27 protein-coding genes and 1 pseudogene are annotated in these 26,596 nt (G+C 62.8%); 13 read left to right on the forward strand and 15 right to left on the reverse strand.

The annotated features are described in order from the left end of the window. Positions 1–6: 6 nt before the first annotated feature. The 5 genes from ACVWYI_RS21735 to ACVWYI_RS21755 all read right to left on the reverse strand — a co-directional run bounded on the left by ACVWYI_RS21735 (position 7) and on the right by ACVWYI_RS21755 (position 2,177). Entirely contained in the window at positions 7–381 is a 375-nt protein-coding gene (locus tag ACVWYI_RS21735) for a hypothetical protein (protein WP_456663159.1), read from the reverse strand. Beyond that, positions 365–718 (reverse strand): hypothetical protein, encoded by a 354-nt coding sequence (locus tag ACVWYI_RS21740; RefSeq protein WP_456663160.1) that lies wholly within the window; start codon positions 716–718, stop codon positions 365–367. Before ACVWYI_RS21740 ends, ACVWYI_RS21735 begins: the two co-directional genes overlap by 17 nt. A gap of 402 nt (positions 719–1,120) precedes the next feature. Continuing rightward, the gene (locus ACVWYI_RS21745) at positions 1,121–1,594 is read right to left on the reverse strand and encodes a hypothetical protein (protein ID WP_456663161.1); all 474 of its coding nucleotides are present in this window, start codon (positions 1,592–1,594) and stop codon (positions 1,121–1,123) included. Between the two features lie 50 nt (positions 1,595–1,644). Then, complete coding sequence (locus ACVWYI_RS21750; protein ID WP_456663162.1) at positions 1,645–2,013, reverse strand: PC4/YdbC family ssDNA-binding protein; 369 nt, start codon at positions 2,011–2,013, stop codon at positions 1,645–1,647. Further along, entirely contained in the window at positions 2,010–2,177 is a 168-nt protein-coding gene (locus ACVWYI_RS21755; protein WP_456663163.1) for a hypothetical protein, read from the reverse strand. Before ACVWYI_RS21755 ends, ACVWYI_RS21750 begins: the two co-directional genes overlap by 4 nt. Before the next feature lie 118 nt (positions 2,178–2,295). On the opposite strand from ACVWYI_RS21755, the gene ACVWYI_RS21760 reads away from it, so the two are divergent. From ACVWYI_RS21760 to ACVWYI_RS21770, 3 genes are all read left to right on the forward strand, one after another. Next, complete coding sequence (locus ACVWYI_RS21760) at positions 2,296–3,078, forward strand: hypothetical protein (RefSeq protein ID WP_456663164.1); 783 nt, start codon at positions 2,296–2,298, stop codon at positions 3,076–3,078. A gap of 469 nt (positions 3,079–3,547) precedes the next feature. After that, the gene (locus ACVWYI_RS21765; RefSeq protein ID WP_456663165.1) at positions 3,548–4,393 is read left to right on the forward strand and encodes a hypothetical protein; all 846 of its coding nucleotides are present in this window, start codon (positions 3,548–3,550) and stop codon (positions 4,391–4,393) included. Between the two features lie 252 nt (positions 4,394–4,645). Further along, the gene (locus ACVWYI_RS21770) at positions 4,646–4,864 is read left to right on the forward strand and encodes a hypothetical protein (RefSeq protein ID WP_354047873.1); all 219 of its coding nucleotides are present in this window, start codon (positions 4,646–4,648) and stop codon (positions 4,862–4,864) included. A gap of 15 nt (positions 4,865–4,879) precedes the next feature. Here the strand turns inward: ACVWYI_RS21770 and tgt are convergent, their stop codons facing one another. Then, complete coding sequence (gene tgt / locus ACVWYI_RS21775; protein ID WP_456663166.1) at positions 4,880–6,028, reverse strand: tRNA guanosine(34) transglycosylase Tgt; 1,149 nt, start codon at positions 6,026–6,028, stop codon at positions 4,880–4,882. 241 nt (positions 6,029–6,269) lie between these two features. Between tgt and ACVWYI_RS21780 the strand changes: the two genes are divergently transcribed. Then, on the forward strand, positions 6,270–7,421 hold the full coding sequence (locus ACVWYI_RS21780; protein ID WP_456663167.1) for a patatin-like phospholipase family protein: 1,152 nt from the start codon (positions 6,270–6,272) through the stop codon (positions 7,419–7,421). 135 nt (positions 7,422–7,556) lie between these two features. Next, positions 7,557–8,303, forward strand: coding sequence for a TetR/AcrR family transcriptional regulator (locus ACVWYI_RS21785; RefSeq protein ID WP_354047879.1), 747 nt, complete (start codon positions 7,557–7,559; stop codon positions 8,301–8,303). Between the two features lie 82 nt (positions 8,304–8,385). Here the strand turns inward: ACVWYI_RS21785 and ACVWYI_RS21790 are convergent, their stop codons facing one another. Further along, on the reverse strand, positions 8,386–8,556 hold the full coding sequence (locus ACVWYI_RS21790) for a hypothetical protein (RefSeq protein ID WP_247446644.1): 171 nt from the start codon (positions 8,554–8,556) through the stop codon (positions 8,386–8,388). On the opposite strand from ACVWYI_RS21790, the gene ACVWYI_RS21795 reads away from it, so the two are divergent. Next, positions 8,555–9,151 carry a PepSY domain-containing protein gene (locus tag ACVWYI_RS21795; RefSeq protein WP_456663168.1) on the forward strand — a complete coding sequence of 199 codons (597 nt, stop codon included), beginning with the start codon at positions 8,555–8,557 and terminating at the stop codon, positions 9,149–9,151. The two genes, ACVWYI_RS21790 and ACVWYI_RS21795, sit on opposite strands and share 2 nt — an antisense overlap. Before the next feature lie 220 nt (positions 9,152–9,371). Beyond that, on the forward strand, positions 9,372–10,409 hold the full coding sequence (locus ACVWYI_RS21800) for an aspartate-semialdehyde dehydrogenase (RefSeq protein WP_456663169.1): 1,038 nt from the start codon (positions 9,372–9,374) through the stop codon (positions 10,407–10,409). Positions 10,410–10,452: 43 nt separating this feature from the next. On the opposite strand, the gene queA is transcribed toward ACVWYI_RS21800, so the two are convergent. The 5 genes from queA to coaD all read right to left on the reverse strand — a co-directional run bounded on the left by queA (position 10,453) and on the right by coaD (position 13,639). Next, on the reverse strand, positions 10,453–11,526 hold the full coding sequence (queA, locus tag ACVWYI_RS21805; protein WP_456663170.1) for a tRNA preQ1(34) S-adenosylmethionine ribosyltransferase-isomerase QueA: 1,074 nt from the start codon (positions 11,524–11,526) through the stop codon (positions 10,453–10,455). 134 nt (positions 11,527–11,660) lie between these two features. Continuing rightward, on the reverse strand, positions 11,661–12,125 hold the full coding sequence (locus ACVWYI_RS21810) for a peptidylprolyl isomerase (RefSeq protein ID WP_354047887.1): 465 nt from the start codon (positions 12,123–12,125) through the stop codon (positions 11,661–11,663). Next, positions 12,122–12,532 carry a hypothetical protein gene (locus ACVWYI_RS21815; RefSeq protein WP_456663171.1) on the reverse strand — a complete coding sequence of 137 codons (411 nt, stop codon included), beginning with the start codon at positions 12,530–12,532 and terminating at the stop codon, positions 12,122–12,124. The genes ACVWYI_RS21810 and ACVWYI_RS21815 overlap by 4 nt, the downstream gene beginning before the upstream one ends. Positions 12,533–12,540: 8 nt before the next feature. Next, positions 12,541–13,104, reverse strand: a complete 564-nt coding sequence (locus ACVWYI_RS21820; protein ID WP_279663703.1) for a peptidylprolyl isomerase — start codon at positions 13,102–13,104, stop codon at positions 12,541–12,543. Positions 13,105–13,144: 40 nt separating this feature from the next. Then, positions 13,145–13,639, reverse strand: a complete 495-nt coding sequence (gene coaD, locus ACVWYI_RS21825; RefSeq protein ID WP_354047891.1) for a pantetheine-phosphate adenylyltransferase — start codon at positions 13,637–13,639, stop codon at positions 13,145–13,147. Positions 13,640–13,909: 270 nt separating this feature from the next. Here coaD and ACVWYI_RS21830 point away from each other — a divergent pair, with 270 nt between their 5' ends. Further along, the gene (locus ACVWYI_RS21830) at positions 13,910–14,167 is read left to right on the forward strand and encodes a hypothetical protein (protein ID WP_247343440.1); all 258 of its coding nucleotides are present in this window, start codon (positions 13,910–13,912) and stop codon (positions 14,165–14,167) included. A gap of 201 nt (positions 14,168–14,368) precedes the next feature. Then, the gene (locus tag ACVWYI_RS21835; protein ID WP_456664561.1) at positions 14,369–16,222 is read left to right on the forward strand and encodes a potassium transporter Kup; all 1,854 of its coding nucleotides are present in this window, start codon (positions 14,369–14,371) and stop codon (positions 16,220–16,222) included. A 57-nt stretch (positions 16,223–16,279) separates the two neighbouring features. On the opposite strand, the gene gyrA is transcribed toward ACVWYI_RS21835, so the two are convergent. Next, complete coding sequence (gene gyrA / locus ACVWYI_RS21840) at positions 16,280–19,024, reverse strand: DNA gyrase subunit A (RefSeq protein WP_456663172.1); 2,745 nt, start codon at positions 19,022–19,024, stop codon at positions 16,280–16,282. Between the two features lie 376 nt (positions 19,025–19,400). Further along, the gene (locus ACVWYI_RS21845) at positions 19,401–19,898 is read right to left on the reverse strand and encodes a single-stranded DNA-binding protein (RefSeq protein ID WP_247349121.1); all 498 of its coding nucleotides are present in this window, start codon (positions 19,896–19,898) and stop codon (positions 19,401–19,403) included. 446 nt (positions 19,899–20,344) lie between these two features. Here ACVWYI_RS21845 and ACVWYI_RS21850 point away from each other — a divergent pair, with 446 nt between their 5' ends. The 4 genes and pseudogenes from ACVWYI_RS21850 to ACVWYI_RS21865 all read left to right on the forward strand — a co-directional run bounded on the left by ACVWYI_RS21850 (position 20,345) and on the right by ACVWYI_RS21865 (position 26,190). After that, positions 20,345–21,127 (forward strand): outer membrane protein, encoded by a 783-nt coding sequence (locus ACVWYI_RS21850; RefSeq protein ID WP_456663173.1) that lies wholly within the window; start codon positions 20,345–20,347, stop codon positions 21,125–21,127. 234 nt (positions 21,128–21,361) lie between these two features. Continuing rightward, positions 21,362–22,109: pseudogene (locus ACVWYI_RS21855) on the forward strand (outer membrane protein). 277 nt (positions 22,110–22,386) lie between these two features. Beyond that, on the forward strand, positions 22,387–25,368 hold the full coding sequence (uvrA, locus tag ACVWYI_RS21860; RefSeq protein ID WP_456663174.1) for an excinuclease ABC subunit UvrA: 2,982 nt from the start codon (positions 22,387–22,389) through the stop codon (positions 25,366–25,368). Positions 25,369–25,395: 27 nt separating this feature from the next. Continuing rightward, entirely contained in the window at positions 25,396–26,190 is a 795-nt protein-coding gene (locus tag ACVWYI_RS21865) for a TIR domain-containing protein (protein WP_456663175.1), read from the forward strand. 152 nt (positions 26,191–26,342) lie between these two features. On the opposite strand, the gene ACVWYI_RS21870 is transcribed toward ACVWYI_RS21865, so the two are convergent. After that, entirely contained in the window at positions 26,343–26,534 is a 192-nt protein-coding gene (locus tag ACVWYI_RS21870; RefSeq protein WP_456663176.1) for a DUF433 domain-containing protein, read from the reverse strand. Positions 26,535–26,596 lie beyond the last annotated feature (62 nt).

Consider the following 26,596-nt stretch of genomic DNA (forward strand, 5'->3'; position numbering starts at 1 on the left):
ACTAAATCAAGCCATTTTTGCGGTTTTCCGCGTCCAGCGCTCCATGAAGCTCAGGCATGGTTTCGATGGCGCCGATCTCGCCATGCGCCGCAAGAGCGAGCTGACCTTGGCATAGCCCAACGGCCGCATGACATCGTCCCATGAGAGCAGTTCTTGCTTGGTAAGGCCCGGAAGCGCGCGAGCCCAAATCTCGACGTCTTCAACCTCATCCCGCCCTTCGGCTCTGGCGAGATGGACCACCAATGCGATGACCTCAGGCAAACTAGCGCTGGCGAGAGCTTGGCTTAGAGGATCGTCGGGATTTCGATCGGGAGGTGTCGCCGCCTGTAGTTCTTTCACTGCGGCCTTGATCCGCTGGCGGCGATCAGGATCGGCGGGCATTGAGCACCTTAGCCTGCGAGCGGAGCTGATCGCTCTGAAGAAGCTCAACTGCTCGCCGGAAGTCGAGCAAGACGGCCTGAGCGTCAACGCTGTGCTCAACACTGAGGTTGATGTCTTTCGGCAGCAGGCCGGCGACCACTTTGAGCATGACGCTCGGATCGTCACGGATGACGCGGGCGATGACGTCGGCGCCGTGCGTTTCCCATGCGCTTTGTAGATCGCTGATGAAGGCTTCCCCAAGGCGTGAACGCGCGCCCACAGGACGGCCCGGACCCGGTTTGTGGCCAATTTGAAACCGGCCCTTGCCGTCGCGATCGGCGATCTCAGTGTTGCTCATGGTGCCGAACCTATGCCTCTCTCGCTGCGCCGCCAAGCCGTTACGCATTTCGTGACGGCATCGCCAGATACTTCAAGTAGCTGGTGGACTCGGTGATCGTGTTGCAGGCGATGTTGTCCTTCTCTCGTCATGTGACGTCTCTGCCGTGATGCCGCGCCGTCTTAAACGGCGCGAGCGTCACGGCATGATGTTCATCTCTGGCTCTATCCTCATACGCGGGTAGGGGCCGCCGCAGGCGGCCCTCCTATAATAACCTAAATAGAGACCTAGATAGGCGCGCAACCCGTTGAGCCGACGAGAGAAGCTCGAAAAAAAGTGCGGTTTATTGCCTCAAATAGTGCGGTTTAAACAGCACCCCGGTGCGGTTTCCTCTCTCAACGAAACAGCATCCCGGTGCGGTTTTTAGTAATCGATCCATGTGCCCTCGGCGATTTGTTTCATCGCGTTGTCGACATAACCGCGCGGGTTGTTTTCCTCGGATGCCAACTCAACAACCGTCTCCGCCTTCTCGGTGTTGCCGCCGCAGGCCTTGATGAGGTCGGCGATGATCGTGCCCGCGTCGTTGCCGAGCACCTTGTCGCCCAGGACGTGGAGCTTCGTCTCCTGCGGCTTCGTCTTCTCCGGCTCGGCAATCGGGATCATCCAATATGTTGCGAAGTTGCCCGCCCCCTTGCCGCCGGGCGTGCTGCCCAGGTAGCCGCGCGCGAGAATGACCGGCAGTTCCTTGCGGACAGCAGCATCCGACAGGCCAACGGCAGTTGCGATCTTGAGCGACGAGATTTTGGCAATGCCGGTGGTCCAATCGGACGCGACGTCGGCGAGGAACATTGCGACTACCTTTGCCGTGGAGCGCAGCTCCTTGTCGGTCAGCAGCACCTTCCGCCAGCGCGTCTTTTCCTTCAGCTCCAGTTTGCGCGGGGTGGTGCTCATGACGACGACCCCGCCGTGATCAGGCCGAGCTCCACCGCCTTGCGCGCCGCGTCACCGACGAGCTTGGCGAGCTGCATCAGCCGCTGCGGGCTGATCGTGATGCCCTTGGCTGTGGCGCGCATGCGTCCTTGAGCGTCCAGCTCGAAGACGCGCAGGTCGCAATACGGCGAGCCGTTGAACTGTTTGAGCCCGGCCTGGATGCAGGTGCGCTTGTCGCGTGTTGACTTCCAGATTGCGCCGATATGGGCAATCTCGACGGGTGAATTCGCTTGCGCCGAAGTATCTCGGTCAATTACATTAACGGTGCTATTGTTGCGGTAATTGATCGAGGCCCCCGGCGTTGCCAACGTCGGGGGCTTTTTCATTTTCCGGCTCCGCTCGCAGCGGCTTTCAAGCCCGCCACGACCAATGCGCGGATTGCCGCCGACAAGAGCGGGATGCGCGGCTGTGCTCGCCTCCACGCCTCGATCTGCTCAATCATCTGATCGTCGAAGCGCGCTTGGACGCAAACGCGGGTGTCGGCGGTCATAACCAAACCCTCCCTGACGGTGTGACGATCCAACCAACATACCATCTGCGGAGTTGCGAGTCCGCGAGATTCATGGCATTGTGCTTAAATAGTGCAGACAAACTCGGAAGGCGGGCTGATGGCTCGAATGCGCGTTGGACGCCCACCTAAAGGTGGCATCGAGAACAAGGTTGAGGCGTTCACGACACGGATCACGGCGGAGACGCGGCGGTTGCTGGAGTCCTCAGCCAAGGCGCATGGCCGATCATTGTCGCAGGAAGCCGAGGTCGCCTTGCGCAGCTATCTTGAGAAGCCATCCGGGGCGCCTCGGAACCGCGCGCTGGCCTATATCGTCGGCAACCTCGCCGAGGGCATCGAGGCGCGCACCGGGAAGAACTGGCGCGAGGACGTCTTCACCGGCATGGCCGTACATAGCGCCATCGAAGCTGCCCTCGTCTATCTCGTCCCGGAGCGTCAGCAGGACCCAAAAGTCCCGGAGCGGCTACAAGAGCATGCGCAGAAGATGCCGCCCGAGATCGCACAGCAATATCTCCGGCCGGGTTCGCTCGGCACCCTAAGAGGCTTCCACCTCATGACCGAGATCGAAAGCGCCAAGCCGACGCCCGGCGAGATGCTGAGGGAGATGGACTTACCCATCAGCATGAATGCCTCGCTCGATATGCTCGGCATGGCTCGCCGCCGATCTCGGCTTGATCGAAGCGAAGCGCAAGCCATGACCTCACCGAACCTGCGGCCACCGCGTCGCTTTTCACGCCCCCTGATGGAGCATGCGAACCAAACATCTCGAAACCTCCTACCCGCCGCGCGCCATGCGTGCCGAGCAGGCGGCGAGCTATCTAGCGGTCAGCAAGTCGCTCTTCCTGCGGCTGGTCGAGGAAGGCGCGATCGGCCAGCCAACTAAGGTTCCGGGGCATGATGTTTCGACGTGGGACAGGCTTGATCTCGACAGTATCTATGATGATTGGAAATCGGGCAGCGCGCCGCGTGAAAACACGGTGCTCAAAAGGCTGAGGGAGCTAGAGGATGAGCGACGGGACCAGAGTCGATAGGACCAAGTATCTCTACGCCAAGACCGTCAAGGGCAGGCCTTATCTCTATTTTCGGATGCGAGATGGCCAGCTTGTGCCGCTGCCGCTTGATCGCGATAGCGGTGAGTTCCGGCGAGCCTACATGACAGCTGTCGCAAGACGCGGGACAAGGCCGCCGAGCAGACGTCAAAGGCGGAGCCGGTGCAGCCGCCGACAATGAAGCAGGTTGCTTTCATCGGCGGCACGGTGGGCAAGGCCATTGAGAGGTTCAAGGGCTCGCCGGAGTACATGAACGACCTTCGCCCCTCCTCCCGCTATATCTATGACCGCGCCTTCGACATCATGCGCGACAAGATCGGCGTGACGTTGCTTTCTGACTTTGCTGATGTCGACGTCGTTGACGTCTACTCCGCCGGAATATCAGTCCCGCGTTGGGTGAAGCGCGAAGTTCGGGGCACGATGAAGAAGGTTCGCCAAGGCGGGCCAGCAAGTGCAGACCTGCACATCACCCTGCTCTCGATGATCTGGCGGGTATGCCGCAAGTATCCGGAGTTCGGCATCAAGAACATCCCAAACCCGTTCACCGATGCCGAGCGCCGCTATACCAAGCCGCGCCATCCGGCCATGCCATGGAGCGATGAGCAGCAAGACAAGTTCATTGCGACCGCGCCGGATTACCTCACCCTCACCTACCTAATGTTGAAGTATTTCGGCCAGCGCGGCGGCGATTGTGTGAGCGTCGCCTGGGAGCAGTTTGGTCAGGTCGAAATCAACAATGAGATCAAATGGGGCATCTGGATTGCGCCCGAAAAGGGAGACGATCAGGAGCTGGAATTTTGCGAGCTGCCGAAGGTACTGGTCGATGCCATCAAGCGGGCAAAGAAGCAGCGCGGCGAGTCACCGACCATTCTGGTCAACAAATGGGACAAGCCATGGTCCTCCGCCAACTCGCTTAGCCAATCGATCCGGAGGCACCTGATCAAGATCGGGCTGGCGAAGCGCTTCACCAAGACGATCAGCATGCACGGCTTGCGCAAGAACGCCGCGATCATAGCCGCCGACACCGATCTCGGCGTTGCTGGCATCAAGACCATCACCCTGCACAAGTCGGATGCCATGGCAAATTACTATGCCAAGCGACGGAGAGCAGGCAAAGCTGCGATCCAAGGTGGTCGCCCGCATCAATGAGATGGAGACGGAGAAGGCGACGGCCAAACAGCGGGCCAAGCGGGCGACGATCCGCCGCGTCAAGTGATGTTGCATCGCACTTATTTTTGCTTGCGCTGCGAGATCGGGAAACCAAGAACAAAAATGGGAAACTCTCCATGGGAAACCATTGAAGTGACGGCAATTTTATAAAACCAACGCATTTGTGTTGCGACCTCGTCAACTGATTCTGCTTATGTTAGGCTTACGTCTCGAAGCAGGAAGGTCACCACGATGTCAGCAGTCGCTGAAGTGTTGTCGACCGTCACACACCACCGCTATCCGCGTTGTAGCGCGTTGCCTACCTGTCCCGTCTGCGCCGACTCCATGGTCGCAGCCGAAGCTTCAGCATATGTGTCGGACCACGTGATCAGCTATCTCTGGACCTGCGACAATTGCGGTTATGGCTTCGTGACCAAGCACGCCGTCAAGCAACATTTCGTGTGCAACTGACCCTGTGCAGTCGAGCTAGCGCGGGGCGATGTCGCCCCTCGCCCAGTCCTCGCGCGTACGCTGATAGAATTCCTCGAACGTTCCCCGTGCGACCGCGTCCCTGATGCCCTGCATCAGGAACTGGTAATAAGCGACATTGATCTCGGACAGCAGCATCGCACCCAGCGTCTCGCCCGACTTGACGAGGTGGTGCAAATAGGCGCGCGCGTAGGTGAGCGCCGACGGCCACGAGCTCTCTTCGTCGAGCGGACGCGGATCGTCGGCATGGCGGGCGTTGCGCAAATTCACCTGGCCGAAGCGTGTGAACGCAACGCCATGCCGGCCATTGCGCGTCGGCATCACGCAATCGAACATGTCGATACCGCGCTTGACCGCCTGGAGCATGTCGTCCGGTGTACCGACGCCCATCAGATAGCGCGGCCGCTCCCTCGGCAGCAGCGGCGCGGTCTCGTCGATCATCGCCAGCATCACGGCCTGAGGCTCGCCGACGGCGAGGCCGCCGATCGCATAGCCGTGGAAACCGATCTCGATGAGGCCCTGCGCACTGGCATGGCGAAGCTGCGGTATGTCGCCGCCCTGCACGATGCCGAACAGCATGTAGCCCTCGGGCGCGCTCTCGAAGGCGCGCTTGCTCCGCTCGGCCCAGCGCAGCGACAATTGCATCGCGCGGTCGATGTCGGCGCGCTCGGCCGGCAGCCGCACGCATTCGTCCATCTGCATGGCGATGTCGGAGCCGAGCAAACGCTGCACCTCGATCGAGCGCTCCGGCGACAACTCGACCTTGGCGCCGTCGATATGCGAACGGAATGTGACGGCGTGCTCGCTGACCTTGCGCAAATCCGCTAGCGACATCACCTGGAAGCCGCCGGAATCCGTCAGCATCGGGCCGTTCCAGCCGGTGAATGTCTGCAGGCCGCCCAGCGCCGCGATCCGCTCCGCGCCGGGACGCAGCATCAGATGATAGGTGTTGCCGAGCACGATGTCGGCACCGGCCTCACGCACCTCGCGCCAGTGCATGCCCTTCATCGCGCCGGCGGTGCCGACCGGCATGAACGCGGGCGTGCGCACCACACCGTGCGGCGTGGTCAGGCGGCCGGTGCGCGCGGCGCCATCGGTGGCGAGCAGTTCGAAATGATTGGGCAAACCGGTGTCAGGACGATTCATGAGGGTGCTTATTGCGTGTCGGAGCAGGCCGATCAACCCGCTCAAGCGTTGCTTGCGCCGGCTTGTGCATCAGACTGGGACAGAACGGACACGGATATTTGCACCCGCTTCCCTTGTTAAACAAAACGATACAGTGTAGTTTTATCTGGGGTTGGACGAGCTGCCGCGGCGATGTTGCCGGCGGCGGTAGATGCGTGATCGCCAGCCACCGACAATGCCCTTCCCTTCAAGTTCGAGTGAGATGTCCGGCCGTTCGCATGGCTGGACGAGGCAGACAGGCGCCCGCCTGATCGGATTCCTGACGTGCAGCCTGGCGCTCGGCGCCTGCACCTCCCTGCCCCGCACGCCCTATACCGCCGCTGAAGCCAGCACCTCGCGGGTGCTCGATATCGACGGCCTCCGTCGCTACGCCGACGAACCCATCGCGAAATTCAGCTTCGAGAAGGACACCGGCACCGCGACGAAGTCCTACCTGGCTCTGTCTGGCGGCGGCGCCGATGGCGCCTACGGCGTCGGCGTGCTCAACGGCTGGACCGCGGCCAGAACCCGTCCCGCCTTCTCGGTCGTCTCGGGTGTGAGCACCGGCGGCCTGATTGCGCCCTTTGCGTATCTCGGCTCGCAATATGACGAGACGCTGAAGGAGGTCTACACCAGCGGTATCGCGGAGAGCCTGTTGAGCGATCCCAGCATCATGCGCGTGCTGTTCGGATCCGGGCTGTTCGGCAACACGCGGCTGCGCGAGCTCGTCGCCCGCTATGTCGGGCCGGAGATCATGGCGCAGGTCGCGCGCGAAAACGCCAAGGGCCGCAGGCTGCTGATCGTGACGACCGATCTCGACACCCAGCGCACCGCCATCTGGGATATGGGCAAGATCGCAGCGGTCGGCACGCCCGAGGCGCTAAAGCTGTTTCGCGACGTGATGGCGGCCTCCGCCAGCATCCCCCTGGTGTTTCCGCCGATCATGATCGACGCGGAAGGCCAGGGCCGCAGGTTTCAGGAGATGCATGTCGACGGCGGCGTGACGGCCCCGGTGCTGACGCTGCCGGAAGCCCTGCTTTTCCAGGGCAGTCGCCTGCCCGGCACCGCGAAATTGGACATCTACATCCTCGTCAACAAGAAGATCGAACGCAACTTCGAACTCGTCTCCAACAGCACCATCGACGTCGCCTCACGCAGCCTGTCGTCGATCACCCAGTCCCAGACCCGTTCGATCATCTTCTCGACCTATGATTTCGCCAAGCGCAACCGCCTGGGTTTCCATCTCTCCTACATCGCGCGCGACTATCCCGCGCCGGTCTCGGAAGGGTTCGACACCGCCTATATGCGGGCGCTGTATCAGTACGGATATGAGAAGGCGGCGGCCGGCCAGGCCTGGACTTCGACGCTTCCGTGAGGCCCTCACGGAGGAACGAGGTCTTACCGAGACCGTTGACGATACGACCAATTCGGCCAGATTGGCGATGACGCCCCGGCTGCTGCGCGTTATAGAGCAATGATCGACGTCAGGAACGCGCAGGAATCATCGGGCATGGGATTGACTGCGACCAAGACAAGACCGGCGGCGCCCCGGCGCGAGGTGCCGAAATCGCGTGGCGGCCGGCCGACCAAAAGCGCCGCGATCGAGCGGGATCAACGGTTGATTGAGGTCGCCACCCGCCTGTTCCTGGATCGCGGCTTTGACGCGACCTCGCTCGATGCGGTCGCGGAAGCAGCACGCGTCAGCAAACCCACGGTTTATTCCCGTTACGGCGACAAGCGCGGCCTGTTCGCGGCCGTGCTGAGGCGCGAAATCGCGCGCTGGCTTGCGCCACTGTCGGCAGCCGCCGAAACGCAGATCAGCAGCGCCTCGGACATTTCGGTCGAGCAGCGGCTGGTCGCGATCGGGCGCGAGATGCTGACATTCACCTGCGGTCCCGATGCCGTTGCCTTCAGCCGCATGATGACGTCACAGGCCATCAACTTTCCCGATGTCGCCAAGCTCGGCAAAGAGGAAGGCTGGCTCAAGGCCGTCGCCACCACGGCGCGCTTCTTCGACCATCTGATGGCGCAAAGTGCGCTCGACGTCGACGACACCACCATCGCGGCCGAGGTGTTCCTCGACGTCGTCGTCGGTCACAATCATCGCCTGGCGACGTTTGGAACGCCGCCGGAGATGAAAGTCGCGGAAAAACGAATGCGCGCTGCGATCAAGCTGTTTTTGGCCGGTGCGCTCGGACCGGCGGACCGCGTCCAGAGCGCCGCCAAGAGCACGCAGCGGCGGCGTCCGTCCCGCTGACAATTCCGTGAGGTTGCGATTTTTTCCGAGTGGACCCGCGCCCGCGCCGTTGACCAAAACAAAACGATACGGTATGGTTTAATTATAGAGCGATGCGGATCGCTTTTTCACCAGCCCCAAAGAGATCCGCACCGCTTCGATCGCCGCGGCGGGTACAGCCCGTCACGACGCTCAGCGGCCGACCGATGCCCAAGGTCGGCCGCAAATTCTTTACGATCATCCGGCACACTCGCTGGCCGAGGGTTTCGAGCATGACGACAGCCAAACCATGGACCTCGGGATTGCTTGCGATCGCCCTGTCCGCAGTGCTCCTTGCAGCGCCGGCGCGGGCGATCGTGAGCACGGGCACGCCGACCGCGCTTCACGGCGAGACAGATGGTGAGGCCGATCGCCAAGCGGTCAGCCGCGAGATCGAGCGCTTCCGCAGCTCGTCGATCTCGATCAGCCAGGCCATGGCGATTGCGGAATCCCGCCACGCCGGTGCCACCACGGCGGATGTGAGCTTCGACGGAGCCTCCGGCGTGCCGGTCTACCGGGTGAAGACCCTGCACAACGACCGGATCTGGCGCCACACCATCAATGCCGCGACCGGCGAGCTCGTCGGCGGCGAAGCTGCCCTCCCCCTCGCCGAGCTCGATCTCGACGACCGCAGCAACCTCGCAGCGCTCGGTGCCATCAAGCACCGCCTTGCGGATGCCGTGCACGTCGCCGAACGTGCGGCCTCCGGCAAGGCAATCAGCGGGGGGCTGGTGCGCGAAGGCGGCCGGCTGAATTTTGCGATCGTCGTCATCAGTGGCGACAACCTCAAGGAGGTCATCCTCGAACCGCCGGGCGCCCGGACGAGATAGCGGCGGCCCCAATCCCGCCGAAAAACCATTGACGACCGCAAGACTCTCCCCCATAAGTCGCCGCCATGTTCACGACCACCAAACGCACGACTAAAACCACCACGGCCTTCGGGGCCCGGGGAGGCGTGCGCGTGTAGTCGTCGACTAGAACGCAATCCACTCTACCGAAGCCCCGCCCTCGTTGGTCCGGGGCTTTTTTGTTGTCTCAATTCTCAATTCAATGGAGGACAAAGTGAGTAACGATCCCGTCGTCGCGATTGTCGGCGTCACCGGTGCGGTGGGCGCCGAATTCATCGCTACCATGGACAAGCGCGGCTTTCGCGTCGGCAAGCTCAAGGCGCTCGCAAGCGCCCGCTCGGCCGGCAAGACGGTGTCGTTCCGCGGGCAAAAAATCCTCATCGAGGAGCTGTCCGAGCGCGCCTTCGAAGGCGTCGACATCGCGCTGTTTTCCGCCGGCGGCAGCATCTCGAAGAAGTTCGCTCCCATCGCTGTCAAGGCAGGCGCCGTCGTGGTCGACAACTCCTCCGCCTTCCGCATGGACCCGAACGTGCCGCTGGTGATTCCGGAGGTCAACGGCAACCGCATCCGCGACCACAAGGGCATCATCGCCAACCCGAACTGTGCCGCAATCACCGCGCTGGTGCCGCTGTGGCCGATCCACCAGAGCAACCGCATCAAGCGCGTGATCATCTCGACCTACCAGGCGGCAAGCGGCGCCGGTGCCGCCGCGATGGAGGAGCTCGTCGAGTCCACCCGCGCCAATCTCAACGGGCAGGCCTACGCGCCCAAGGTGATGCCGCATCCCTACGCCTTCAACCTCTTCAACCACAACACGGCGATCGATCCTGACACCGGCTACAACGACGAAGAGACCAAGGTCATCAAGGAAACCCGCAAGATCTTCGAGGACGACAAGATCGCGATCGGCGTCACCTGCGTGCGCGTGCCGGTGCTGCGGGCTCATTGCGAGGCCATCACCTTCGAATGCGAGAAGCCGATCAGCGAAGACCAGGTCCGCGCCATCATGGCGCAGGCGCCCGGCGTGAAGCTGGTCGACGACCGCGTGAAGAACTACTTCCCGATGCCGATCGACGCCTCGGGCCAGGACGACGTCCTGGTCGGCCGCATCCGCAAGGATCTCAGCGATCCCAGCGGGCATTCGATCTCGATGTTCGTGGCGGCGGATCAACTGCTCAAGGGCGCCGCGTTGAACGCGGTGCAGATCGCGGAGCTGTTGCCGCTGCGCGTGATGGCGTAACGGGTACGTCGGGTGGGCACGGCGCTACGCGCCTTTGCCCACCTTACGGTTCTGCCCGAAACAACAAACACCCATCGCCATACGAATAGAACCGGTAGCCATTCGCGATCGCATGCGCATAGGCCTGCTGCATCGCCTCAAGCCCCGAGAAGGCCGACACCAGCATGAACAGCGTCGACCTCGGCAGATGGAAATTGGTCAGCATGATATCGACGGCGCGGAAGCGATAGCCGGGGGTGATGAAGATCGACGTCTCGGCGGCGAACGGCTGAATGGTGCCGTCCTCGCTGGCTGCGCTTTCAAGCAGCCGCAATGACGTGGTGCCGACCGCGACGATACGGCCGCCATTGCTCCGCGCGGTGTTGAGCTTTTCCGCCGTCTCGGCCGAGATCGTGCCCCACTCGGCATGCATCTTGTGGCCTTCGGTGTCGTCCACCTTCACCGGCAGGAACGTCCCTGCCCCGACATGCAGCGTGACGCGGTTGATGCCGACGCCGCGCGCGTGCAGCGCCTGCTCCAGCGCCGGCGTGAAATGCAGGCCTGCTGTCGGCGCGGCAACGGCACCTTCATTCGCCGCGAACATGGTCTGGTAGTCGGCGAGGTCCTGATCATCCGGCGTGCGTTTGGAGGCGATGTAGGGCGGCAGCGGCGGGCTGCCGAGATCGGCGATGGCCTGATCCAGTATCGGGCCGTGGAACGAGAATGACAGCGTCACCTCGCCTTCGCTGCCCTTGGCCTCGACTTCGGCGTCGAGATGGCCGAGCAGGCAGACCTTGCCCTCATTGCCGAAGCGAATGCGGTCGCCGGGAGTGAGTTTCTTGGCGGGCTTCACCAGTGCCTGCCAGCGCGAACCGTCGACGCGCTTGATCAGCGTCGCCTCGATCTTCGGCTCGGTCTCGCGGCCGATGCGGCGGCCCTTCAATTGCGCCGCGATCACCTTGGTGTCGTTGACAATGAGCTGGTCGCCCGGCTTCAGCCATTGCGGCAGGTCGGCGATGACCTGGTCGCGCAGCGTGCCGTGATCGACAACCAGCATCTTCGCGGAGTCGCGCGGGATCGCCGGGCGCAATGCGATGCGCTCGGCGGGCAGGTCGAAATCGAAGAGATCGGTGCGCATATCGGGCTCAGCGCCACATAGTCATCCTGAGGAGCGCGGAACGCGCGTCTCGAAGGATGAAGGCCCCGCTGCTGCAGCTTGGCCTTCATGGTTCGAGACGGCGCTACGCGCCTCCTCACCATAAGGGGAAACGCCTACGCCGCGTCAGCCGCCATCCGCGCCTTGACGATCTTGTCGGGGTTCTGCACGGGCTCGCCGCGCTTGATCTTGTCGACGTTATCCATGCCCTCGGTGACCTTGCCCCACACCGTGTACTGGTTGTCGAGAAAGCGGGCGTCGTCGAACACGATGAAGAACTGGCTGTCGCCGGAGTCGGGGCTCGCTGCACGGGCCATCGAGGTGACGCCGCGCACATGCGGCTCCTTGCTGAACTCGGCCTTCAGCTTCTGGCCGGAGCCGCCGGTGCCGGTGCCCTGCGGGCAGCCGGTCTGCGCCATGAAGCCGTCGATCACGCGATGGAACACGATGCCGTCGTAGAAGCCCTCGCGCACGAGCTCCTTGATGCGCGCGACGTGGCCGGGCGCCAGATCAGGCCGCATCTCGATGGTGACGGGGCCCTGGGTGGTCTCGAGGATCAGGGTGTTTTCGGTGGCACTCATGCTCGTCTCTCTTGGGTTGGGGGTGAAGTCTTCCGGTTGCGAAACTGGATCGCGAATGGACGCCCCGCAGCGGCGCCGGCCATCGCGTCGGTAAATGGCATCGGCGTGCAGCGTTGCAATGCCTCCATCACCGCGACCCGGTATTGCAGCCGGTCATCGTCGGAGGCCTCCGCGGATTCATAGGTAATCCTCGGATGGCCCAGAATGTTTCCAGCCCGGTTAAAGCTCACGACGACGGTGATGTCGATGGGACGGGCCCTGGCGGCAGGCGGCGGCTTCCAGCAGGTGCGCAGATGCCGGAAGATGTCCTGGATGGTGTTGACCTCGGCGTCCCCGGCGGCCGCTCCGGAGACGCCGAGCAGCAGCACCGCGGCAACCAGCAGGAGCTTGCCAGCGCAGCGCGCCATCGTCTCTCCTACTTGATGTCGGAAGCGACCTGCACCTTCACCATCTTGTCGGGGTCGGTGACGGTGCCGCCGCTTGATCCGGGAGGCGCCTTCTTCAGCTTGTCGACGACGTCCATGCCCTGCACGACCTCGCCGATCACTGTGTACTGGTTGTCGAGGCTGCCGCCGTCCGCGAACATGATGAAGAACTGCGAGTTGGCAGTGTCGACGCTGTCGCCACGCCGCGCCATCCCGACGATGCCGCGGGCAAAATGCACCTTGGAGAATTCCTGTTTCAGATTCGGATATTTCGAGCCGCCGGTGCCGTTGAATTTCTCGCCGTCGCCGGTCTGCGCCATGAAGCCGTCCATGACGCGGTGGAACGGCACGTTGTTGTAATAGCCCTCGCGCGCGAGCTGCTTGATGCGCTCGGCGTGCTGGGGCGCCAGATCCGTCCGCAGCTTGATGACGATGCGGCCCTTGGTGGTGTCGATGACGATGGCGTTGGCCTTGTCGAGGCCCGCCGGCAAGGCTTGCGCGAAGGCCGGCACCGCGAACAGAACCGCGGCAAGAACAGCGAGAATTCGGATCATGATAACTCCGGATCAGAGATGAGAGAGGAACGCGCCGTTATCAGGCGAATTTTGCCTTGAGCTGTGCCGCAACCAGCGGCGGGACGAAGGCCGAGACGTCCCCACCCATGGCGGCGATCTGGCGCACCAAAGTGGCGGTGATCGGGCGGACCATCGGAGAGGCCGGCAGGAAGACCGTATGCACCTCGGGCGCCATGGCCCCGTTCATGCCGGCGAGCTGCATCTCGTAGTCGAGGTCGGTGCCGTCGCGCAGGCCCCGAATCATGATGGTCGCACCGTGCTTGCGCGCCGAGACCACCGACAGATCGTCAAACGTCACAGCCTCGAGCACGCAGCCGGCCTGGGCCGCCACCGGCCCGCAGACGTCATGGAGCATCTTGAGCCGCTCCTCGGTCGAGAACAGCGGCTTCTTGCCGGGATGCACCCCGATTGCGACAACGAGCCTGTCGCACAGCGACACGCTGTGCCGGACCACGTCCAGATGGCCGTTGGTGATGGGGTCGAAGGAACCTGGGTAGTAGGCAATGCGCGGCATGGTCACGTCCTACCGCGCCCGGCCCGGGCCGGCAAGCCGGGCGGGTTCCCTGGCCATTTCCTGCCCATTTTCCGCAAAATGTCCCTCCGGCCATGTCGACGATGGCCGGTTTGTTTCGTCCTGAGGGCGGCCACGAAACCAAAGGACGCGCGAACGAAACCATTTCCCACAGCCGCGAAGACGTCCGGAAACTGGTCATGGTTACCAATCCAGCCAACGAAATGACGGGCCGCACACTGGGCGTAGCGGCCACAGCACAGGGGACTGTCAATGATCAAGGCTCTTTCAGCGATCGCCATCTCTGCGTGTGTCGCTGCCGCTCTCACCCTCCTGCCCGGCTTCGCCCCGACCGTCGAGGCCAGCGTGCCGCAGCCGCTCGCCAAGAGCGACCGGCTCGATATCCGCGCCATCGGCAAGGACTGCTCGCAGCAGGCCTGGCCGAATTTCGAGGCCTCCTGCCTCCGCCAGGTCGGTACCAAAGCCAACATCCGCGAGGCTCGCCTCGTGACCGCCGACCGTACCCCGTAGTCGGGTCTGTCAGCTTCGCGTCACAAACCCCGATATAAAGCCCAAGATAATGAAGATGGATATTTGCGACATCCCGTCGCAGACTGCCTGATGCTCGCGCCCGTCGGAATGGTCCGACGGGCGCGATCCCATCGGGGGTCGATCTTGTCCAGTACGCCCGCAGTCGCCTCCGGCCATCATCCTGACCCTGTGCCGATCGCCATGACCATGGGGGCCCTCGGGGTGGTCTATGGCGACATCGGCACCAGTCCCCTCTACGCCCTGAAGGAAGCCGCCAAGGCCGCCGCCCACGGCGGCGCAGTGACCAACGATGCTGTTCTGGGCGTTGCCTCGCTGATCCTCTGGGCGCTGCTGCTCATCATCTCGCTGAAATATGCGCTGCTGATCCTGCGTGCGGACAACCGCGGCGAAGGCGGCATCGTCGCGCTGCTGGCGCTGCTGCACGCGCGCAACGCCCAACCCGGCACCTGGCGCGCCCATCTGCTGGTCGTCGGCCTCGTCGGCGCTGCGCTGCTCTACGGCGACGGCGCGATCACGCCCGCGATCTCAGTGCTCAGCGCCATCGAGGGCCTCAAGGTCGACGCCCCCTCGCTGGCGCCCGTCGTGGTGCCCGTCACCATCGTCATTCTGGTTGGCCTGTTCATAATGCAGAAGCAGGGCACCGGCTTCATTGGCCGCATCTTCGGACCGGTGATGCTGGCCTGGTTCTTCGTGCTGGCCGCGCTCGGCATCCACGGCATCGTCAAGGCGCCGGCGGTGCTGGCGGCGCTCAGCCCGCTCTATGCGTTCGAATTCCTGATCCACCAGGATTTCCATGTCTCCTTCGCGATCCTCGGCGCGGCCTTCCTCGCGGTGACCGGCGGCGAGGCCATGTATGCCGACATGGGGCATTTCGGCCGCCTGCCGATCCGGCTGGCCTGGTTCGCGATCTGCCTGCCCGCGCTGGTGCTGAACTATTTCGGCCAGGCCGCGCTCTTGATCACCGACCCCACGATGATCGAAAATCCGTTCTTCCAGCTCTGCCCCGACGCCCTGCACTATCCGCTGGTGGCGTTCTCGGCGGTTGCGACCGTGATCGCCTCGCAGGCGATCATCTCCGGCGTGTTCTCGCTGACCCAGCAGTCGATCCAGCTCGGCTTCCTTCCGCGCATGCAGATTCGCCACACCACGAGTGACGCGATCGGCCAGATCTACGTGCCCCTGGTGAACTGGCTGCTCGCCGCCGCAACGCTGGGCGCGGTCCTGAGCTTCGGCACCTCGGAGGCGCTCGCCGGCGCCTATGGCATCGCGGTGTCGCTCCTGATGGCGATCACCACGCTGCTCGCCGCCCTGGTCGCGATCCAGTGGGGCTATTCGCCGTGGCTGGTGCTGCCCGTGAACGGCTTCTTCTTCGTGATCGACCTGATCTTCTTCTCGGCCAACTCAATCAAGCTGTTCGAAGGCGGCTGGTTTCCGCTGCTGCTCGCGGCCCTCGTCGCCTTTCTGATGCTGACGTGGCGCGCCGGCGTGAAGCTGGTCGAGGCCGCGCGCGGAAAACTGCGCCAGCCCGAGGAGGATCTGATCGAGACGGCGGTCAACAAATGCAGCGCCCGACTGCCCGGGACGGCTGTGTTCCTGGCGTCGGCGCCGCGCGGTGTACCGCTGGCGCTGACCCAGTTCGTCAAGCACAACCACGTGCTGCACGAGCGCATCGTCCTCGTCACCGTGCTGATCGAGGAGCTTCCGCATATCACTGACGAGGACCGTACCGAGGTGATCGAGATCATCCCCGGCATCACCCGCGTCATCCTGCATTACGGCTTCATGCAGAACCCGACGATCTACGAAGGACTGACCCTCGCCTGCCGCCACGGCAAGCTGTCGGGCATCGACCTCTCCGACATCACCTATTATGTCGGGCGCGAGACCATCATCCCGAGTGAGGACATCCCGGGCATGTGGGTCTGGCGCGAAAGCCTGTTCGCCTTCCTCCAGCGCAACGCGGAACGCTCCGCCGCGTTTTTCGGCGTGCCGACCAAGCAGGTGGTGGAGTTCGGGACGGAGCTGGAGATATAGGGCGGTTCGTAGCCCGAATTTCGCTTCGCTCCATCCGAGCCTACGAGGGGTGGCGCATCACTCCCCGTTTGACTCCCCATTCGCCCCATTCCCGCTCTCGGCCTCTTCCGTGATGTGCTCCACCGAGACGACGTGCTCGTCCTCGGCGGTGTCGAACACGATCACGCCTTGGGTCGAGCGGCCGGCGACGCGGATGCCTTCGACCGGGCAGCGGATCAGCTGGCCCTTGTCGGTGACCAGCATGATCTGGTCGGCCTCTTCCACCGGGAAGGAGGCCACGAGGTTGCCGTTGCGGTTGTTGACGCTCATGGCGACGATGCCTTTGCCGCCGCGGCCCGTGGTGCGATACTCGTAGGACGAGGTCCGCTTGCCGTAGCCGTTGACGGAGACGGTCAGCACGACCTGCTCGGCGGCCGACAGGTCAACATAGCGCTCCTGGGCGAGCTGGTAGCTGCCCGAGGTCTCCTCGGCCTCGGCATCCACTGCTGCTTCCTCAGTCGCGGCTTCGCCGACGACTGCACGGCGCATCTTCAGGTACGCCGTGCGCTCGTCCGATGAGGTCTCGACATGGCGCAGAATCGCCAGCGAGATCACCTTGTCGCCCTCGCCAAGCGCAATGCCGCGCACGCCCATCGAGGTACGCCCGGTGAACACGCGCACGTCAGTGACGGGGAAACGGATGCACTGGCCGCCGGCGCCGGTCAAAAGCACGTCGTCGTGTTCGGTGCAGATCTGCACGTCGACGATCGCTTCATTTTCGTCGAGCTTCATTGCGATGATGCCGGAGCGGCGGACGTCGACGAAATCGGACAGCTTGTTGCGCCGCACGTTGCCGCCTGTCGTGGCGAACATCACGTCGAGGTTGCCCCAGGTGGACTCGTCCTCCGGCAGCGGCATGATAGTGGTGATGCGCTCGCCCTGCTCCAGCGGCAGGATGTTGATCAGCGCCTTGCCGCGCGCATTCGGCGCGGCCATCGGCAGGCGCCAGACCTTTATCTTGTAGACTTGGCCGCGCGAGGAGAAGAACAGCATCGGCGTGTGCGTGGAGGCCACGAACAGTCGGCTGACGAAATCCTCGTCGCGGGTCTGCATGCCGGCGCGGCCCTTGCCGCCGCGGCGCTGCGCGCGATAGGCCGACAGCGGCACGCGCTTGACGTAGCCGGCGTGGGAGACGGTGACGACCATGTCCTCGCGCTGGATCAGGTCCTCGTCCTCGACCTCGCCTTCCTGCTCGATGATGACGGTGCGGCGCGGGGTGGCGAACTCGGCCTTCACTTCGGCGAGCTCGGTCTTGATGATGCCCAGCACGCGGTCGCGCGAGCGCAGGATGTCGAGATAGTCGGCGATCTCACCGGCGAGCTTGTCGAGCTCCTCGCGGATTTCGTCACGGCCGAGTGCGGTGAGGCGCTGCAGGCGCAGGTCGAGAATGGCCCTCGCCTGCTCCATCGACAGGCGGATCGTGCCGTTCTCACTGATGCGGTGGCGCGGATCGTCGATCAGCGTCAGCATGTCCTCGACGTCCCGGGCCGGCCAGTCGCGTGACATCAGGGTGTCGCGGGCGGTGGTCGGGTCGGGCGAGGTCCGGATCACGCGGATCATTTCGTCGATATTGGCGACCGCGATCGCCAGACCGACCAGGATATGGGCGCGATCGCGCGCCTTGGCGAGCAGGAACTTGGTGCGCCGCGTGACGACCCGCTCACGGAAGTCGACGAAGATCGCCAGCAGGTCCTTCAGATGCATGATCCGCGGACGGCCGCTGTCGAGCGCAACCATGTTGACGCCGAAGCTCGTCTGCAGCGGGGTGAACCTGTACAGCTGATTCAGCACTACATCCGGCACGGCGTCGCGCTTCAATTCGATGACGACGCGGTAGCCGTCGCGATCCGATTCATCGCGCAGGTCGCCGATGCCCTCGATCTTCTTTTCCTTCACCAGCTCGGCGATGCGCTCGACCATCGTCGCCTTGTTCACCTGGTAGGGAATCTCGGTGATGATGATCGCCTCGCGCTCCTTGCGGATGGTCTCGATCGCGACCTTGCCGCGCATCATGACCGAGCCGCGGCCGAGGTGATAGGCGGCGCGGATGCCCTGCCGTCCGAGGATGACGCCGCCGGTCGGGAAATCCGGTCCCGGCACGATGTTGATGAGCTCGTCGATGGTGAGCGCGGGGTTGTCGATCAACGCGACGCAGGCGTCGATGACCTCGCCGAGATTGTGCGGCGGGATGTTGGTGGCCATGCCGACCGCGATGCCGCCGGCGCCGTTGACGAGCAAGTTCGGGAACTTGGCCGGCAGGACCGACGGCTCGGTCTCGTTGTTGTCGTAGTTCGGCTGGAAGTCGACGGTGTCCTTGTCGATATCTGCCAGCAGAGCCAGCGCCACCTTCGTCAACCGGGCTTCCGTGTAACGATAGGCAGCCGGGGGATCGCCGTCGACCGAGCCGAAATTGCCTTGGCCGTCGATCAACGGCACGCGCATGGAGAAGTTCTGCGCCATCCGGACCATGGCGTCGTAGATCGACTGGTCGCCATGCGGATGATATTTACCGATGACGTCGCCGACCACGCGGGCGGACTTGACGTACTTCTTGTCGGGCGTGTGCCCCTGCTCGTTCATCGAGTACAGGATGCGGCGATGCACCGGCTTGAGGCCGTCGCGGGCGTCAGGCAGCGCCCGCGCCACGATCACGCTCATGGCGTAATCGAGATAGGACTTCTTCATCTCCTCGAAGATGGAGACGGGGCGAATATCCGAGGGTTGCGCCGGCTGGTCGCCGGGCTTGTCGTCGTCGTCAGCCAAGGGGAAATCCGGTGAGGTTTTATCTGGGAATCATATAGCGCATCGAGGCTCGGATAACCACCCTTGCGAGGCTTGGGCAAGCGCTTTTTCCGCCTATTTTTCCAATAACTTAAGCCCTTGCGAGCCATGTCTCGGATAGCCGCCACATCGACCTTGCGAAATCGCCTGGAACACCTGGAAAACCGTGCGGCGAACGTGCCCGTCAGCGCGCTTGCCGAGACGCAATCCGAGCTCAACCCAAACATGAAGCGGGCCCGGAAATCCCGAGCCCGTCCTGCCGATTAGCGAGATTTGCTGGCACGACACGAGAAGCGCCGCCCCATCCGGCCGGCACGTCGACATCGTGCGATACGCCGCGTTCTTCGAACGGGATCGCTCAGAACGGGATATCGTCGTCCATGTCGTTGTTGCGGCCACCGCCGCCGGCGGCAACGGGGCGGCGCGGCGCGCTGCTGACCGGACCCGATGAGCCGAAATCGCCGCCCGGCTCGTCGCCGAAGCTGCCGGCTCCTCCGCCGCCGCTGCGACCGTCCAGCATTGTCAGCGTCGAGTTGAAGCCCTGCAGCACGACCTCGGTCGAGTACTTCTCGACGCCGCTCTGGTCGGTCCATTTGCGGGTCTGGAGCGCACCCTCGACGTAAATCTTGGCGCCCTTCTTCAGATACTGCTCGGCGACCTTGCAGAGCCCTTCATTGAAGATCACGACGCGGTGCCACTCGGTCTTTTCCTTGCGCTCGCCGGTCGCCTTGTCGCGCCACGTCTCCGAGGTGGCGACGCTCAGATTGGCGATCGGCCGCCCGTCCTGGGTGCGGCGGATTTCAGGATCCTTGCCGAGATTTCCAACCAGAATGACCTTGTTGACACTTCCCGCCATCGCCGCTCTCCACTCCGAATGCCACTGAATTTGAATGCCACTGAATTTCACGAGGCGGGGCCGCGCCCGCGGCCTCTGCCACCCTGTTGCGGACCCTATACGCTCGCAAGGGACGCTCAGCCCACGATCCCTCCGGTTATCCCCAAATATAGCATCTATTTGGATCTCGTTCCAGATTTGTTCCTGCAAACCCGACTTTCGGTCGCTCGCGGATGCTTCATCTGCAGAAGCGTTGGATGGAACCTTTGTAGGTTCCCGTCCGAAGAGCAGAACAACTTAACATTCAGCAAGTTATTGGCGCTTTCACCGCCTGCCATTGTTGCATCCGGGCGACGGACTCTGCCGCTCGATGGAGCTACCGTCGCCTCGGACTTAGTTCATATGGGCGTCACGCCTGATCAGCCGCTTCGGATCAACAAGAAGCGACGAACCTGGGGAGACTGGCAATGAATAAGCTTGTGTTTGGCGCAATCGGTGCCGTGGCGTTGGGCGTATCGGCTCCCGCGAGCGCGGCCGATCTGGCGGCACGTCCCTACAACAAGGCTCCGGCGCCGATGGTTGCGACCATCTATGACTGGAGCGGCTTCTACATCGGCATCAACGGCGGCGGCGGGTCGAGCCACAAGTGCTGGGACTTCGTTACGCCGGTGACCGGTACATTGGTCGGCGAAGGCTGTCACAATGCGACAGGCGGCACCGTCGGCGGGCAGATCGGCTATCGCTGGCAGACGGCCAGTTGGGTGTTCGGCTTTGAAGGCCAGGGCAACTGGGCCGACTTCCGGGGCGACAACGTGAGCACACTGTTTCCGGGCACCGCTTTGGTGACCGGTGATCGCAACCGTTCTCGCATCGATTCTTTCGGGCTCATCACCGGTCAGGTCGGTTACGCCTGGAACAACGTGCTGCTCTACGTGAAGGGCGGCGGCGCCGTGGTCGGTGACAAGTACGACGTCTATGCCGCCGCAGGTACGCCCGGCGCGGGTACGCTGCTGGCTTCGGCGCGTGAAACTCGCTGGGGTGGGACGGTCGGAGCCGGTTTGGAGTTCGGCTTCGCACCAAACTGGTCGCTGGGCTTTGAGTACGACCACATCTTCCTTGGCAATCGCACGATCGGCTTCACAACGCCCGCGGGCGCAACATTCGGAAGCGACCGAATTAGCCAGGATGTCGATATGGGGCTTGTCCGCTTGAACTATCGCTGGGGCGGTCCGGTCCTCGCGAAGTACTGATCCAACTGACATCATTCAAGAACTCTAAGGCCGGCCTTCGCGCCGGCCTTTTCGTTTCCGTTCCCCGACGGGAATAACAGGTCAACAAGTGCTCCATTTTCAGGCTGCTGTGGCCGGTGGGACACACAACTTGCGGCTTTAGTAGTGTAAGAGTGACATCAGTTGGACGAGAGTGTCCGATGCCTTTCCCGAATAGGGAGGGCAACAGAAACTGGGGACTGGGATTAGTTGAAAATGAAAAAGATTTTGTTGGCTTCGGCCTGTTTGTTCGCTCTCGCTGCCCCGGCTTCGGCCGCTGATCTCGCGGCGCGCCCCTACACCAAGGCTCCGGTGGCTATGGCTTCGGTCTACAACTGGACCGGCTTCTACATCGGCGCCAACGCCGGTGGTGGCTCGAGCCACAATTGCTGGGATACGACCTCGGTGCTTGGCGCACCAGTCCCCGTCACGGCTGAAGGCTGCCACAATGCAACCGGCGCCATCGTCGGCGGCCAGATCGGCTATCGCTGGCAGTCCAGCAATTGGGTGTTCGGCCTCGAAGCCCAGGGCGATTGGGCTGACCTGAAGGGCTCGAACACCAGCTCGCCCGCCGCGTTCTTCCCGCTGGTGAACAACACCAAGATCGACGCCATCGGCCTCTTCACCGGTCAGGTGGGTTATGCCTGGAACAACGTGCTCTGGTACGTGAAGGGCGGCGCGGCCGTCACCCACAACAAGTTTCAGCGGCACTCTGGGTGGCGTCACCCTCGATACCGCCAACGAAACCCGTTGGGGTGGCACGGTCGGCACCGGCATCGAGTTCGGCTTCGCTCCGAACTGGTCGGTCGCCGTCGAATATAACCACCTGTTCATGGGCAAGCACACCGACAGCTTCACCTTCCTCGGTGTGAACACCCGCAGCGACAGCATCAAGCAGGACGTGGATATGGCCACGGTTCGCTTGAACTATCGCTTCGGCGGTCCGATCGTCGCGAAGTACTGATCTGCACGACCGACGTCACATCGTTACGAAAGGCCGGCCTTGCGCCGGCCTTTTTGTTTGCGCGGTCTCCTGCAGCGTAGTTCCGCTGGCCCTCCTGCTGCCAGATGCCGCCAGCGCGCCAACAATCCGTTGACGATTCGCAAAGGCCACTGGAAATCCCTCCTCGTTCTTCCTACGTTCGCTGACATACCCATCGGCGCCGATCCCGGTTCCGGGCGAAGCGCGCCTTCAGCGTTGGCGCGATCGCGCGCCTTTGGGATTCTTGAGGACCACCAGGATGGATGAAGTGATCAAGGCGAAGCGCCAACAGCCGAACGTGGGATCAAATCTGCGCGCAATTACGATCCGTGGCGCGCGCGAGCACAACCTCAAGAACGTCGACGTCGAGATTCCCCGCGACAAGCTGGTGGTGTTCACGGGGCTGTCAGGCTCCGGCAAATCCTCGCTCGCCTTCGACACCATCTATGCCGAGGGCCAGCGCCGCTACGTCGAATCGCTATCGGCCTATGCGCGCCAATTCCTGGAGATGATGCAGAAGCCCGACGTCGACCAGATCGACGGATTGTCGCCGGCGATCTCGATCGAGCAGAAGACGACGTCGAAGAACCCGCGCTCCACCGTCGGCACCGTCACCGAAATCTACGACTACATGCGCCTGTTATGGGCGCGCGTCGGCGTGCCCTATTCGCCGGCCACAGGCTTTCCGATCGAGAGCCAGACCGTCTCGCAGATGGTCGATCGCGTCTTGGTGCTGCCCGAGGGCACGCGCCTTTATCTGCTCGCGCCGGTCGTGCGCGGCCGCAAGGGCGAGTACCGGAAAGAGCTCACCGAATGGCTCAAGAAGGGCTTTCAGCGCGTCAAGATCGACGGCACCTTCCATGAGCTCAGCGAGGCGCCGACCCTCGACAAGAAATTCCCGCACGACATCGACGTCGTCGTCGATCGCATCGTGGTGCGTGCCGACATCGGCCAGCGCCTCGCCGAAAGCTTTGAGACCGCGCTGAAGCTCGCCGAGGGCCTCGCCGTCATCGAGTTCGCTGATGCGCCGGCTGCGGCAGCACCCGCGGAAGAGAAAAAGAAGACCGCAAAGATCCACGACAAGAGCGGACCCGAGCGCATGCTGTTCTCGGAAAAGTTCGCCTGCCCGGTCTCCGGCTTCACCATCCCTGAGATCGAGCCCAGGCTTTTCTCCTTCAACAATCCCTATGGCGCCTGCCCCGCCTGTGGCGGCCTTGGCGTCGAGCAGCATGTCGATGAAGACCTAGTCATCCCCGACAAGGAGCTCCCCATTGGCAAGGGCGCGATCGCGCCCTGGGCCAAGTCCTCCTCGCCCTATTACATTCAGACGCTGACTGCGCTCGGCAAGCACTACAAGTTCACGCTGACCACCAAATGGAAGGATCTGCCGAAGAAGACGCAGAACGCGATCCTCCACGGCTCCGGCGAGGACGAGATCAAGTTCTCGTATGAAGACGGCGTCCGCTCCTACGACACCAAGAAACCGTTCGAGGGCGTCATCACCAACATCAACCGCCGCTATCGCGAGACCGAAAGCGAGTGGGCGCGCGAGGAGCTGTCGAAATATTTCCACGACGTGCCCTGCGGAGGCTGCAACGGCTTTCGGCTCAAGCCCGAGGCGCTCTGCGTCAAGATCGGCGGCAAGCACATCGGCGACATCTCCGAGATGTCGGTGAAGGGCGCCGGCGCGTGGTTCGAGACCGTTCCGGAGGCGTTGAACGCGCAGCAGAACGAGATCGCCGGCCGCATCCTGAAAGAGATTCGCGAGCGCCTGACCTTCCTGCTCGACGTCGGCCTGAACTATCTCACGCTGTCCCGCTCCTCCGGTACGCTGTCCGGCGGCGAGAGCCAGCGCATCCGCCTGGCCTCGCAGATCGGCTCCGGACTGACCGGCGTGCTCTACGTGCTCGACGAGCCCTCGATCGGCCTGCACCAGCGCGACAACGCGCGCCTGCTCGACACGCTGAAGCGGCTCCGCGATCTCGGTAACACCGTGATCGTGGTCGAGCACGACGAGGACGCGATCCTGCTGGCCGATTACGTGCTCGATATCGGCCCCGGCGCCGGCATGCATGGCGGCAACATCATCGCCGAAGGCACGCCCGCCGAGATCATGCGCAACCCGAAATCGCTCACCGGAAAATATCTCACCGGCGAGCTCGAGGTCGAGGTGCCGGAGCGGCGCCCGCCGAACCATCGCCGCACCATCAAGGTGGTGAACGCGCGCGGCAATAACCTCAAGAACGTCACCGCCGAAATTCCGCTCGGCCTGTTCACCTGCGTCACCGGCGTCTCCGGCGGCGGCAAGTCGACGCTGCTGATCGACACGGTCTACAAGGCCATCGCCCGCAAGCTGAACAATGCCAGCGAGGGCGCCGCGCCGCACGACCGCATCGAGGGCCTCGAGCATATCGACAAGATCATCGACATCGACCAGTCGCCGATCGGCCGCACGCCGCGCTCCAACCCCGCGACCTATACCGGTGCCTTCACGCCGATCCGCGAATGGTTCGCCGGCCTGCCCGAGTCGAAAGCACGCGGCTACGAGCCCGGCCGCTTCTCCTTCAACGTCAAGGGCGGCCGCTGCGAGGCTTGCCAGGGCGACGGCGTCATCAAGATCGAGATGCACTTTTTGCCCGACGTCTACGTCACCTGCGACGTCTGCAAGGGCAAGCGCTACAACCGCGAGACGCTGGAGGTGCTGTTCAAGGGCAAGAGCATCGCCGACGTGCTCGACATGACCGTCGAGGAAGCGGCCGAGTTCTTCAAGGCGGTCCCGCGCGTGCGCGAGACGTTCCAGACCCTGCATCGCGTCGGCCTCGACTACATCCACGTCGGCCAGCAGGCCACAACGCTCTCCGGCGGCGAAGCCCAGCGCGTCAAGCTCGCAAAGGAGCTGTCAAAGCGCGCCACCGGCCGCACGCTCTACATCCTGGACGAGCCGACCACCGGGCTGCACTTCCACGACGTCAAGAAGCTGCTGGAGGTGCTGCACGAGCTGGTCGCGCAGGGCAACACGGTGGTGGTGATCGAGCACAATCTCGAAGTCATCAAGACCGCCGACTGGGTGATCGACCTCGGCCCCGAAGGCGGCGACGGCGGCGGCGAAATCGTCGCCTGGGGCCCGCCGGAAGATATTGCCAAAGCGCCGCGGAGCTACACCGGCAAGTTTCTGGCCCCGGTGCTGGCGAAGGCGCGGAAGCCGAAGCGGAGACGAGCGGCGAGCGAGGCGGCGGAGTAGAGAGGCTCAACCGAGCAAAGGGGCGACATGAGAAAGTCGAAAGACTATCGCGGGATAAGGTTCCATGCCCGCATTTACCGGAAGGTTGTGGAAGCCTCTTGCAGATTTGCGAAAGACCCGGACATACGTATTCAAGAATGTTCGACTGGGACAAGCAGCGAGCAATGGGGTTTTGACAAGCTCGAAGAATTTTACAGCTCGCTAGCTAGCGAAGATATTACGAAGTCAACATTACAGCTATTTTGGGACAACGTTACCAGCGGCCTCTTTGTAACGGTTCAACACGACGCAACCCATGTCATCGTGAACAACTCGGAGCGACACGGCATTGAAGCTATATTCTCTATCTTTGAAGAGGCGGGTCCCGAAGATAGACTAACACTGCTCGATGACAGTGATAGAGACGAGAAAGCTAGAGTTTTCATCGGACACGGTAGAAATCCGCAGTGGGAAAAGCTGAAGGCACATCTGCAGGACAAGCACGGCTTGGATGTAGTGTGTTATGAGACTGGCGCTCGCGCAGGTCACACAATTCGCGATATTCTTGACAGCATGGCAGAAGCGTCCTCGTTTGCGCTTCTCGTGTTGACGGGCGAAGACAAGACAGATGAAGGGCTCCGCGCACGCCAAAATGTGATCCATGAGTGCGGACTATTTCAGGGGCGCTTGGGTTTTGACCGAGCGATACTTCTCGTCGAGGATGGCGTTCAACTTGCCTCTAACTTCGATGGAATCCAGCAATTGAGGTTCAAGCGAGGCCAAATTTCAGGAATTTTCGGGGATGTTCTTGCGACCATTCGACGAGAGTTTGGTCCGATTTAGCTAGTTACGACTTGTTCGGTCGGTGGAGGCCAGCCGCGTTGATCGTGTTTTCCATGCACACGCGACCACCGCACAGCTCCCGAACCGAAGGCTTGTACAGCATTCATCTACCAGCCAGCGCACGATTCAACGATAGAGGATCTCTTCATCGGCTAATCGGCCGCGAACGCCTGAGCTGCGCTGATATCATCAGACGTGAGCCGCGGGTGCTCCGCGATGATCGCCTCGGTGGTCATCCCCCCGCCCAGCTCGCGCAGCACGAGTTCAACCGGCACACGCGTCCCACGGATGACAGGTTTGCCGTCCATGATCGCCGGGTTGATTTCAATCCGCTCGTGCCGCATGGCTATCCCTGAATTCTGCCGAACAATAGCACGCCACATCTCGCTTGTCAGCGAACTCCAAA

Source organism: Bradyrhizobium sp. LB13.1 (assembly GCF_054056815.1).